Raw genomic sequence first — 11,223 nt, 5'->3', positions numbered from 1 at the left:
GCGGGATGGCCGGAGCACTGCCGGAGCAGGAGCTCGCTCAGGCCCCCGGCATCGCCGGACGCTCGATCCTCGTGAAGGTGCCCGCCACCTCGGCGAACCTCGGCCCCGGCTTCGACACGCTCGGGCTCGCGCTCGCGCAGTACGACGAGCTCGAGGTCAGCGTGATCGACAGGGGGCTCGAGATCGAGGTGCACGGCGTCGGCGCCGGCGAGGTGCCGCTCGACGACTCGCACCTCGTCGTGCGCGCCGCGGCGCACAGCTTCGCCCGCGCGGGGTACGCCCTGCCGCCGATCCGGCTCGTGGCGCGCAACACGATCCCGCACGGTCGCGGGCTCGGCTCCTCGGGGGCGGCGATCGTCGCGGGCGTGATGATCGCGAAGGGGCTGCTGGACGGCATCGTCGAGTTCGACGCCGACCGCCTCCTCGAGCTCGCCACCGAGCTCGAGGGCCACCCGGACAACGTCGCGCCCGCGCTCTTCGGCGGCCTCACGATCGCGTGGACCACGCCCGAGGGCCCGCGGCACAAGAAGCTCATCGTGCACCGCGGCGTCTCGCCGCTCGTGCTCGTGCCCGAGCACGAGATGTCGACGGCGCTCGCGCGTTCGCTGCAGCCCGAGCAGGTGCCCCACGAGGACGCCGTGTTCAACGTCTCCCGCTCGGCGCTCCTCGTGGCCGCGCTGATCCAGAGCCCCGAGCTGCTGCTCGCGGCCACCGAGGACAAGCTGCACCAGAACTACCGCGCGCAGGCGATGCCCGAGACCGACGCCCTCATCCGGGCGCTCCGCGCTGCGGGGCATCCGGCCGTCGTCTCCGGCGCGGGTCCCTCGATCCTCGTGCTCGCGAGCGACCCGGCCGAGCGCGCCGAGGCGGCCGCGCTCGTCGCCGAGCGCGCGGAGACCGCCTGGCAGGCGCTCCCGCTCGCGGTCGACTTCAAGGGCGCCACCGTCCACGCGGCCTGACTCGGCGGGCCGGCGGACGCTTCCGTACGGATTGGCGCGTCGCGGTTCGTCCCCGGGCGGGGTCGGGTGCTAGACTCGACCCCGCACCCGACGACCGACACGCGGTTCGCGTCCGTCGCCGCATGGTGCGATTCCCGGCAATTCATTGCTCTCGCTCTTGCGCAGATCTGCGCCCCCGCGCGCATCGATCGCCCGCTGTCGAGCGACCAGCCCTTCCGAGCCCGCGAATCTCGCGGCCGGGGGAAAGGAACATACCCCAGTGACCAACGGAACCGACCGCGTCCAGAACGCGGCCAGCACCGCAGAACTCAAGAGCCTCAAGGTGGCCGAGCTCGTCGAGCTCGCCGGCTCGCTCGGCATCGCCGGCGCCTCGAAGCGCCGCAAGGGCGAGCTGATCGAGCTCATCGAGGCGCAGCAGGCAGCCGGCAACGTCGAGCTCGACGTGCCGACCGAGGCCGCAGCGGCGGACGTCGCCCCGGCCGAGGCGGCGCCCGCCGTCGAGCCCGAGGCGCCCGCCGCGGAAGAGGCCCCGGCAGCCGCCGAGGCATCCGCCCCGGCCGAGGCATCCGCTCCGGCGGACGCACCGGTCGCGGAGGCACCCGTCGCCGAGGCGCCCGCCGCCCAGGCCGAGGCGCCCGCGCGTCGCGGCCGCCAGTCGCGCCGCGTGACGAGCAGCGGCACCGCCGCCGTGCAGCACGTGAACGGCGGCGGCGCCGGCGTGCCGCTCGTCCCCGCCGACGAGGAGGCGGCCCGCGAGGCCGCCCGCGCCGCCGTGCGCGAGGAGCTCGCGGCAGCCACCGGCGAGGCCGGCCAGCGTCCGGCCGCCGCCGAGGGCGAGTCGGGCGAGGCCCCCGAGCCTCGGCAGGGCCGTCGCCGCGGCCGCCGCGGCGGCGAGCGCAACGCCGACGACAAGCAGCAGAACGGCCGTGGCGAGTCCCAGGCCGACGGCGAGAAGTCGCCGGGCGGCCGCAACGGCGACGCCCGCAACGCCGAGCGCAAGAACGACAAGCACGACGGCGAGAAGGCCGCCGACGGCGACAAGGGCGGCGAGAAGCAGGGCCAGGGCCGCGACAAGCAGGGCCAGCAGAACCAGCAGGGCGGCCAGCAGAACCAGCAGCAGGACGGCGAGGGCGGCCGTCGCAGCCGCTACCGCGACCGCAAGCGCCGCGGCCAGGGCGGCGGGGGCGACGAGGTCGAGCCCGAGATCCTCGACGACGACGTGCTCATCCCCGTCGCCGGCATCCTCGACGTGCTCGACAACTACGCCTTCGTGCGCACCACCGGCTACCTGCCCGGCCCGAGCGACGTCTACGTCTCGCTCGGCCAGGTGAAGAAGTACCACCTGCGCAAGGGCGACGCCGTGGTCGGCGCCATCAAGCAGCCGCGCGACGGCGAGGGCAACAGCCGCCAGAAGTACAACGCGCTGGTGAAGGTCGACTCGATCAACGGGCAGACCCCGGAGGAGGCGGCCGCGCGCGTCGACTTCCAGAAGCTCACGCCGCTGTACCCGCAGGACCGGCTGCGCCTCGAGACCGAGCCGACGAAGCTCACCCAGCGCATCATCGACCTCGTCGCCCCGATCGGCAAGGGCCAGCGCGGCCTCATCGTCGCGCCGCCGAAGGCCGGCAAGACGATCGTCCTGCAGCAGATCGCGAACGCGATCTCGCAGAACAACCCCGAGGTGCACCTCATGGTCGTGCTCGTCGACGAGCGCCCCGAAGAGGTCACCGACATGGAGCGCACGGTGAAGGGCGAGGTCATCGCCTCGACCTTCGACCGCCCCGCCGAGGACCACACCACCGTCGCCGAGCTCGCCATCGAGCGCGCGAAGCGCCTGGTGGAGCTCGGTCACGACGTCGTCGTGCTGCTCGACTCGATCACCCGTCTCGGCCGCGCGTACAACCTCGCCGCGCCGACCTCGGGCCGCGTGCTGTCCGGCGGCGTCGACGCCTCCGCGCTGTACCCGCCGAAGCGCTTCTTCGGCGCCGCGCGCAACATCGAGAACGGCGGCTCGCTCACCATCCTCGCCACCGCGCTCGTCGAGACCGGCTCGAAGATGGACGAGGTCATCTTCGAGGAGTTCAAGGGCACCGGCAACAGCGAGCTGCGCCTCAGCCGCCAGCTGGCCGACAAGCGCATCTTCCCAGCGGTCGACGTGAACGCGTCGTCGACCCGTCGCGAGGAGATGCTGCTCAGCCCCGACGAGGTGAAGATCACCTGGAAGCTCCGTCGCGCCCTCGCCGGCCTCGAGCCGCAGCAGGCGCTGGAGGCCGTCCTCGGACGCCTCAAGGAGACCCAGTCGAACACCGAGTTCCTGCTCCTCATGCAGAAGTCGGCCCCGGTCGGCGGGCACTCGAACGAGTCCGATCACCGCTGATCCGCCGATGTTCGAAACCGTCCGACCGCTGATCGCCGAGTACGGCGAGCTCCAGCAGGAGCTCGCCGACCCGGCGCTGCACGCCGACCCCGCTCGCGCGAAGAAGGCGAACCGGCGGTACGCGGAGCTCTCGAAGATCGTCGCCGCGCACGGCGCCTGGGTGCAGGCCGGCGACGATCTCGAGGCGGCCCGCGAGCTCGCGAAGGAGGACGAGGCGTTCGCCGAGGAGGTGCCCGCGCTCGAGACATCCCTCGCCGAGGCCCAGGAGAAGCTGCGGCGGCTCCTCATCCCGCGCGATCCCGACGACGGCCGCGACGTGATCATGGAGATCAAGGGCGGCGAGGGCGGCGCCGAGAGCGCGCTGTTCGCCGCGGACCTGCTGCGCATGTACATCCAGTACGCGCAGTCCAAGGGCTGGAAGACCGAGCTCCTCGAACGCAACGAGTCCGACCTCGGCGGCTACAAGGACGTGCAGCTGGCGATCAAGTCGAACGCGAGCGATCCCTCGCAGGGGGTCTGGGCGCACCTCAAGTACGAGGGCGGCGTGCACCGCGTGCAGCGCGTGCCCGTCACCGAGACGCAGGGGCGCATCCACACCTCGACGACGGGCGTGCTCGTCTTCCCCGAGGTCGACGAGCCCGAGGAAGTCGACCTCAACCAGAACGACCTCAAGATCGACGTGTACCGCTCGAGCGGCCCCGGCGGGCAGTCGGTCAACACGACCGACTCCGCGGTGCGGATCACCCACCTGCCGACCGGCATCGTCGTCTCGATGCAGAACGAGAAGTCGCAGCTGCAGAACCGCGAGGCGGCCATGCGCGTGCTCCGCGCTCGCCTCCTCGCCCGGCAGCAGGAGGAGCTCGCCGCGGCCGCCTCCGACGCCCGCCGCTCGCAGATCCGCTCCATGGACCGCTCCGAGCGCATCCGCACCTACAACTTCCCCGAGAACCGCATCACCGATCACCGCACCGGCTACAAGGCGTACAACCTCGACCAGGTGATGAACGGCGCCCTCGACCCCATCATCGAGTCGGCGATCCGCGCCGACGAGGAGTCGCAGCTGGCCGTCTCCGGCGACGAGTAGGCCGGCTCCCCGGCTCCCGGCGGGTTCCCCGGCACGGTCTCGCGCGGGCGCGCCAGTTCATGCTCGCTGCGCCACGTCTCCTCGCCCAGCGCGAGGGCGCGACGCGGTTCGTCCCCTCGCTCCTCCTCCACATCGCGGCACGCCGCTGCCGCCTCCACGGATCAGGCTCGCGCCCGCGACGCGCCCCCGCTCGGCCCGATGCTGGGGCGGTGACCAGCGGTTCCGATGACTCCCCGCCCCTGCCGATCGATCGGCAGGGGCTCATTCATGCGTCGACGGTGCTCCGCGCCGGGCAACAGGGGCAGCTCGTGCGGGCGGTGCGCGACGGTGAGCTGCAGCGCGTGCGTCGGGGCGTCTACTCACCGGTCGGCGCCGGCCCGCCGCCACGCGGAGCCGACCACCACGTCCTGACCGCGTTCGCCGCGGCCGCGCAGCGCGACCACCCGGTCTTCGCGGGCTACACGTCCGCACTGCTGCACGGCATGCCGGCGGTCGGCGCGGTTCCCTCGCAGGTGACCTTCCTCGCGAGCGGCGCCTCCGGACGCATCCGCAACGGCGTCATCGAAGTGGGGCGTCGCGACGACACGGTCGTCGAGACGCGGGGCGACATCCGACTCACCTCGCTCGCCGACGCGGTGCTCGAGGTCGGCCGCCGTTCGCCGCTCGTGACGGCGCTCGCGATGGTGGATGCGGCGATCGGCCCCCGGCTCGTCGGTGACCGGCGTCCCACCTGCACGCTCGAAGAGCTCGTGGCGATCCTCGATCGTCGGCGCCCGTTCCGGGGGAGTCTGCGGGTCGCGGCCGTCCTCGCCCGCGCCGACCCCGCCGCCGAGAGTCCGCTCCAGTCGTTGAGCAGGCTGCGGTTCGAGGAGTACGGCTTCCCGCCGCCGCTCACGCAGCACGAGCTCGCCCTCGCCGACGGCCGGATCGTTCGGCTCGACTTCGCCTGGCCGGGCCTGGGGGTCTGGGGCGAGGCCGACGGCATCGCCAGGTACGGCGGCCAGCGCGCGGCGGCGACCGTCCTCGAGGAGGAACGGAGGGCGGAGGCGATTCGAACGATGACGGGGTGGCGCTGCGTGCGCTGGGAATGGCAGGACGCGTGGCGGGGCGTACCGCTCGCTCGTGCCCTGCTCGACGCGGGGCTCACCTCGAGCGGTCGGGTCCGAAGGCGATGAACGGCCGCGGCAGCGCGCGGCGTGGGCGTCAGATCTGCCAGTGCCAATCGTGCACGCCGCGCGCGGCATCGGCCGCGGCGTTGGAGAGGGGGCGCACGGTGGCCGGCACGCCGACGACCAGCGAGTGCGGCGGGGCGTCCTTCGTGACGACCGCGTTCGCCCCCACGGCGCTCCAGGCGCCGATCGTGATGTCGCCGAGCACCTTCGCTCCAGCGCCCACCGTCACGCCGTCCTCCAGGGTGGGGTGACGCTTGGTGCCGGGCGGCGTGTTGCGGGGCGCTTTCCCGCCGAGCGTGACGCCGTGGTACAGCATCACGTCGTCGCCGATGACGGTGGTCTCACCGATGACGACGCCCATGCCGTGGTCGATGAAGAAGCGCCGGCCGATCGTCGCGCCCGGGTGGATCTCGATCCCGGTCAGGAAGCGCGCCAGCTGCGAAACCAGCCGGGCGAGGAAGCGCCAGCGGCGGCGCCACATCCGGTGCGTCAGCCGGTACGTCCAGATGGCGTGCAGCCCCGAGTACACGAGGAAGACCTCGAGACCGCCCCGTGCGGCGGGATCGTGCGCACGGGCGGTCGCGAGGTCTTCCTTCAGGCGCGAGAGGATCGTCACCCGATCAGTCAAGCAGACCTTCGTACAGCACCGTCGACAGGTAGCGCTCGCCGTAGCTCGCGACGATGACGACGATCGTCTTGCCGGCGTTCTCGGGGCGCTTCGCGAGCTCGAGCGCGGCGTAGACCGTCGCACCAGAGGAGATGCCGCCGAGGATGCCCTCCTCCTGCCCGAGCCGGCGCGCCGTGGCGACGGCCTGGTCGATGTTCACGTCGATGATCTCGTCGTAGACCTCGCGGTCGAGCACCGCGGGCACGAAGTTGGCCCCGATGCCCTGGATCTTGTGCGGGCCGGGCTGGCCGCCGTTCAGGATCGGCGACTCGGCGGGCTCCACGCCCACGATCTTCACCTCGGGCTTGCGCTCCTTCAGCACCTGCCCGGTGCCGGTCAGCGTGCCGCCCGTGCCGATGCCGGAGACGAAGATGTCGACGCCGCCGTCGGTGTCGGCCCAGACCTCCTCGGCCGTCGTCCTGCGGTGGATCTCCACGTTCGCCTCGTTCTCGAACTGGCGCGCGAGGATGGCGCCGGGCGTCGAGGCGGCGATCTCCTCCGCCTTCGAGACGGCGCCGCGCATGCCCTCGGAGCCCGGCGTGAGCACGAGCTCGGCGCCGTAGGCCTTCAGCAGTGCCTTGCGCTCGGCCGACATCGTCTCGGGCATCGCGAGGATGACCCGGTACCCGCGGGCCGCGCCGATGAGGGCGAGCGCGATGCCGGTGTTGCCGCTCGTGCCCTCGACGATCGTCCCGCCGGGCTGCAGCTGGCCGGATGCCTCGGCCGCGTCGACGATGCCGACGCCGAGCCGGTCCTTCACGCTGGCCGAGGGGTTGTAGAACTCGAGCTTCGCGAGCACGGTGGCGCCGGCGCCCTCGGTGAGTCGGTTGAGCCGCACGAGCGGGGTGCCGCCGAACGTCCGGGTGATGTCGTCGTAGATCTTGGCCATCTGGAGCCCCTCTCGGAGAGCAACGGGTCGGGCGCTGCGGAGCGCAACTGGGTCGGGCGCTGCCAGACTACGGCGGGAGCCTCACAGCCGGGTGTGCGTTACATTCCATTGCGTGAGTTCGTTCGACCCGCCCGCCCGTTCCCTGCGTCATCTGCGAGAGGAGACGGTGACCCGACTCGCGGCCGCGGGCGTTCCCGATCCGGAGGTCGACGCCGAGCTGCTGCTCGGCCACGTCCTGGGGATCAGCCGCGGGGGAGTGCAGGCGAAGCTCGTCGTCGGCGCCGAGGTGCCCGACGCCGAGGTCGCGACGCTCGACGGCCTCGTGGCCCGCCGTGTGCGGCGTGAGCCGCTCCAGCACCTCACGGGGCGCGCCGCGTTCCGCTCGCTCGAGCTGCGTGTCGGGCCGGGCGTCTTCGTCCCGCGCCCCGAGACCGAGCAGGTGACGGAGCTCGCGGTCGAGGCCCTGCGCGCGGTCGCGGCGCCCGAGCCGGTCGCCGTCGATCTCGGCAGCGGCAGCGGGGCGATCGCGATCGCCCTGGCCACCGAGGTGCCGCACGCCCGGGTCTACGCGGTCGAGAAGTCGGACGACGCGATCGACTGGACCCGCCGCAACGTCGAGGAGCTCGCGGGTCCCAACCTCACGCTGGTGCACGGGGACCTGGCGGACGCGCTCCCCGAGCTCGACGGCGGGGTCGACCTCGTGATCTCGAACCCGCCCTACGTGCCCGACGAGGCGGTGCCGCGCGACCCCGAGGTGTGGCTGCACGACCCGGCGATGGCGCTCTACGGCGGGGTGGACGGACTCGACGTCGTGCGGGTGCTCTCGCAGCGCGCGCTCCGGCTGCTCCGCCCGGGCGGCCTGCTCGTGATCGAGCACGGCGAGCTGCAGGCGGCGCCGATCGCGGCGCTCCTCGCCGGCGACGGCTGGCGCGGCATCTCGCACCACCGCGACCTCACCGCCCGGGACCGGGCGACGACCGCGCTGCGCTGAGCGCGGCGGTCAGCTCTGCCGCGCGGCCTTCTGCCTCGCCTGCTGCTCCTTCTCCCGGGCGTGCTGTTCGCGTTCGCGGGCCTGCTTGACGGCGTCCCGCTCGCGCTTCCGCGCTTCGCGCAGCGCCTTCTCGGCCTCGCGCACCTTCTGCTCGGCCTCCTTCCTGGCCTTCGCCGCGTCACGCACCTTGGCGTCGCGGGGGAGCACGAGCATCGGGTCCTCCTCGGCGGGGGGCTCGCTCGCGCGCGGCTGCGCCTCCGCCGAGCCCGTCACACCCGCAGGCGCCGCCGTCCCCGCCGCGGCGGTGCGGTCGAGGTGGTACTGGAGTCCGTCGAGGATGCGCTCGAGCCCGAAGGTGAAGTCCGTGTCCACGTCCTCTTCGACCTCCTCGGGCGGCGGCACGTAGCCGCCGGCGGCGAACAGTGGGCTGAGCGAAGGGAAGCGCTCGGGTGTCACGAGCTCGGCGAGCGCCGCGAACGCCGCGGAGCCCGAGACATCCGTCCGGTCCGCTCCCGCCGCGCTGAGATCGCGCTCCTGGGCGCTCGTGGCGCGCACGTAGGCGGTGAGCAGCAGTAGCGCAGACATCTTCTCGCCGTCGCTCAGCGGCAGTTCCCGGACCTCGTGCAGGAACCAGTCGACGATCTGGAGGCTGTTCGGGGTGATCGGCGCGCCCGAGATCGGGATGTCCACGAGCCAGGGGTGCTCGCGGTACGTCGAACGCATGGCGAGCACCCACGCCGTGACGCCGGCGCGCCAGTCCCGTTCGACGGATTCGCTCGGCGGCGTCGGGAGACTCGCGCCCTCCTGCATCAGCAGGACGAGGTCGTCCTTGCTCGTGACGTAGCGGTACAGCGACATCGTGGTGAAGCCGAGCGCGGTGGCCACCTTGCTCATCGAGACCGCGGCGAGCCCCTCGGCGTCGGCGATCTCGATCGCCGTCTCGACGATGCGCTCGATCGACAGCTCCCGCTTCGGCCCGCGCTGGGGGTGCGCGGCGATGCCCCAGGCCAGCGCCACCCCGCGGGGCAGCTCGGGGTCGGTCGGCGGCTCGGGTCGATTCACTCGGCACTCCTCGATTCGGCTTGACCACAGTCTAGAACTGTGTATTACTTAAACAACTGTAGGCGACATAAACAGTTTGCGTGGTACGCAGACGAATCGACGAAGGGAACCACCCGTGGAACTCGCCATCCAAGCCCGCGGCCTGCGCAAGCGATACGGCAGCACGGACGTGCTCGCCGGGCTCGACCTCGCGGTCCCGACGGGCAGCATCTTCGCGCTGCTCGGTCCGAACGGCGCGGGAAAGACGACCACCATCGGCATCCTCACGACGCTCGTCCGGGCGGACGCGGGCGAGGCGACCGTCGTCGGCGCGGACGTCCGCGCCGCGCCCGGCGAGGTGCAGCGGCGCATCGCGTTGACCGGCCAGTCGGCCGCCGTCGATGGCGAGCTCACCGCGATCGAGAATCTGGTGATGCTCGGGCGGCTGTCCGGGCTGGGCCGCAGGCAGGCGCGCGCGAAGGCCGCCGAACTGCTCGCCCGCTTCGAGCTCGAAGGCGCGGCGAAGCGGCGCGTCAGCACCTTCTCGGGCGGGATGCGTCGCCGGCTCGACCTCTCACTGAGCCTCGTCGTCGACGTGCCGGTGCTCTTCCTGGACGAGCCGACGACGGGGCTCGACACCCGCAGCAGGCAGGAGCTCTGGGCCATCATCCGCTCGCTCGCCGATGCCGGCACGACCGTCTTCCTCACCACCCAGTACCTCGAGGAGGCCGACCGGCTCGCCGATCGCATCGCGGTGCTCGACGACGGCGTGATCGCGGCCGAGGGCACCGCGGCCGAGCTCAAGGCGCGGGTCGGCGGCGAGTTCGTCGAGCTCCGCGACGCCGACGGGGAGCTCCTGCGCGAGATCCCCACCGACGGCAGCGTGCACGCCCTGCGCGGCGCCATCGACGAACTCGACCGCAGCGAGCTCGGCGCCGTGCCCGGCGCGCGCATCGGCATCCGCCGCCCCAGCCTCGACGACGTCTTCCTCGCGATCACCGCGGGCGGGACGCCGGGACGGACCGGGGGGTCGGCGGCCCGATCGGGCGAGCTGCTCGAGACGAAGTGACCACGTGATGAAACGAGACCACCTGACGCAGCGAAGCGAAGCGACCACGAAGGGACGACCATGACCACGACCACCACCACCCCGCCCGCGCGCACGGCGGCCGCCGCGCCGCCGCGCGCCCTCCGCCCCCGCATCCGCGGCACCGTCGCCGAGCGCGTCTTCGTGACGCGGAGCCTGCTCCAGGAGCTCCGCGACCCCGAGGCGCTCCTGATGGCCGTCGTGCTGCCGGTGATGCTCATGCTGATGTTCACGTTCATCTTCGGCCAGGCGATCGACCCGAGCGGCGGCTACGTCGACTACGTCGTGCCCGGCATCATCCTGCTGTGCGCGGGCTTCGGCGCCTCCTCGACCGCCGTCTCGGTGTCGCGCGACATGACGACGGGCATCATCGAGCGCTTCCGCACGATGCCGCTGCGCAGCGGAGCCGTGCTCACGGGCCACGTGATCGTGAGCGTCATCCGGAACCTCCTCGCCACCGCCGTCGTCATCGGCGTCGCCCTGCTCGTCGGGTTCCGGCCGAGCGCGACGGCGCTCGACTGGCTCGCGATGTTCGGCGTCGTCGCGCTCTACATCCTCGCGATCACCTACCTGTTCGCGGCGATCGGCCTCGCGGCCTCGAGCCCGGAGGCGGCGAACGGCTACGGCTTCATCCTGCTGTTCCTGCCGTACGTGTCGAGCGCGTTCGTCCCGGTCGCGACCATGCCGGACTGGCTCCGGCCGATCGCCGAGCACCAGCCGATCACCCCGGTGATCGAGACGATCCGCTCGTTCCTCGTCGGCACTCCGCTCGGCAGTTCCGGCTGGATCGCGCTCGCGTGGTGCCTCGGCATCGTGCTCGTCGCGGCCGTCTGGGGCGCCTGGCTGTTCCGGCGCAAGGCCGGCCGCCGCTGAGGCGCCGACACGGCGGATGCCTCGGACGCGCGTCGCCCGAGGCATCCGCCGCGCCCCGGTCGGACGCCGTCGCCGCTCGTGGG

10 protein-coding genes are annotated in these 11,223 nt (G+C 72.6%); 7 read left to right on the top strand and 3 right to left on the bottom strand.

What is annotated here, in order from left to right; all coding sequences use genetic code 11:
• Positions 1–5: 5 nt before the first annotated feature.
• The 4 genes from thrB (at position 6) to QSJ60_RS13925 (ending at position 5,595) form a co-directional block, all read left to right on the top strand.
• On the top strand, positions 6–959 hold the full coding sequence (thrB, locus tag QSJ60_RS13940; protein ID WP_285463969.1) for a homoserine kinase: 954 nt from the start codon (positions 6–8) through the stop codon (positions 957–959).
• Positions 960–1,218: 259 nt separating this feature from the next.
• Entirely contained in the window at positions 1,219–3,336 is a 2,118-nt protein-coding gene (gene rho, locus QSJ60_RS13935) for a transcription termination factor Rho (RefSeq protein ID WP_285463968.1), read from the top strand.
• A 7-nt stretch (positions 3,337–3,343) separates the two neighbouring features.
• Positions 3,344–4,420, top strand: coding sequence for a peptide chain release factor 1 (gene prfA / locus QSJ60_RS13930; protein ID WP_285463967.1), 1,077 nt, complete (start codon positions 3,344–3,346; stop codon positions 4,418–4,420).
• 209 nt (positions 4,421–4,629) lie between these two features.
• A complete protein-coding gene (locus QSJ60_RS13925; RefSeq protein ID WP_285463966.1) occupies positions 4,630–5,595 on the top strand; it encodes a hypothetical protein in 966 nt (321 codons plus the stop codon).
• A gap of 28 nt (positions 5,596–5,623) precedes the next feature.
• Here QSJ60_RS13925 and epsC read toward each other — a convergent pair whose 3' ends face one another.
• Both epsC and cysK read right to left on the bottom strand, forming a co-directional pair.
• The gene (epsC, locus tag QSJ60_RS13920) at positions 5,624–6,208 is read right to left on the bottom strand and encodes a serine O-acetyltransferase EpsC (RefSeq protein ID WP_230768606.1); all 585 of its coding nucleotides are present in this window, start codon (positions 6,206–6,208) and stop codon (positions 5,624–5,626) included.
• A gap of 4 nt (positions 6,209–6,212) precedes the next feature.
• Positions 6,213–7,148: a cysteine synthase A gene (gene cysK, locus QSJ60_RS13915; RefSeq protein WP_285463965.1), complete on the bottom strand. Its 936-nt coding sequence runs from the start codon at positions 7,146–7,148 to the stop codon at positions 6,213–6,215.
• 112 nt (positions 7,149–7,260) lie between these two features.
• On the opposite strand from cysK, the gene prmC reads away from it, so the two are divergent.
• Entirely contained in the window at positions 7,261–8,139 is an 879-nt protein-coding gene (gene prmC, locus QSJ60_RS13910) for a peptide chain release factor N(5)-glutamine methyltransferase (protein ID WP_502871392.1), read from the top strand.
• A 9-nt stretch (positions 8,140–8,148) separates the two neighbouring features.
• Here prmC and QSJ60_RS13905 read toward each other — a convergent pair whose 3' ends face one another.
• A complete protein-coding gene (locus QSJ60_RS13905; protein WP_285463964.1) occupies positions 8,149–9,201 on the bottom strand; it encodes a TetR/AcrR family transcriptional regulator C-terminal domain-containing protein in 1,053 nt (350 codons plus the stop codon).
• A gap of 115 nt (positions 9,202–9,316) precedes the next feature.
• Between QSJ60_RS13905 and QSJ60_RS13900 the strand changes: the two genes are divergently transcribed.
• Both QSJ60_RS13900 and QSJ60_RS13895 read left to right on the top strand, forming a co-directional pair.
• Positions 9,317–10,249: an ATP-binding cassette domain-containing protein gene (locus QSJ60_RS13900; protein ID WP_285463963.1), complete on the top strand. Its 933-nt coding sequence runs from the start codon at positions 9,317–9,319 to the stop codon at positions 10,247–10,249.
• A 60-nt stretch (positions 10,250–10,309) separates the two neighbouring features.
• Positions 10,310–11,140 (top strand): ABC transporter permease, encoded by an 831-nt coding sequence (locus tag QSJ60_RS13895; protein WP_285463962.1) that lies wholly within the window; start codon positions 10,310–10,312, stop codon positions 11,138–11,140.
• The last annotated feature ends 83 nt before the right edge of the window (positions 11,141–11,223 follow it).

Origin of the sequence: Agromyces sp. NBRC 114283, from assembly GCF_030268405.1 — a bacterium.
GTDB classification, from domain to species: domain Bacteria; phylum Actinomycetota; class Actinomycetes; order Actinomycetales; family Microbacteriaceae; genus Agromyces; species Agromyces mediolanus.
Note: the sequence above shows the minus strand (reverse complement) of the source record. Positions and strands in the feature narration are given on the sequence as shown.

Coding starts and splice junctions, on each gene's coding strand:
- thrB (WP_285463969.1), top strand. CDS start 6: ATGGCCGGAGCACTGCCGGAGCAGGAGCTCGCTCAGGCCCCCGGCATC.
- prfA (WP_285463967.1), top strand. CDS start 3,344: ATGTTCGAAACCGTCCGACCGCTGATCGCCGAGTACGGCGAGCTCCAG.
- cysK (WP_285463965.1), bottom strand. CDS start 7,148: ATGGCCAAGATCTACGACGACATCACCCGGACGTTCGGCGGCACCCCG.
- QSJ60_RS13895 (WP_285463962.1), top strand. CDS start 10,310: ATGACCACGACCACCACCACCCCGCCCGCGCGCACGGCGGCCGCCGCG.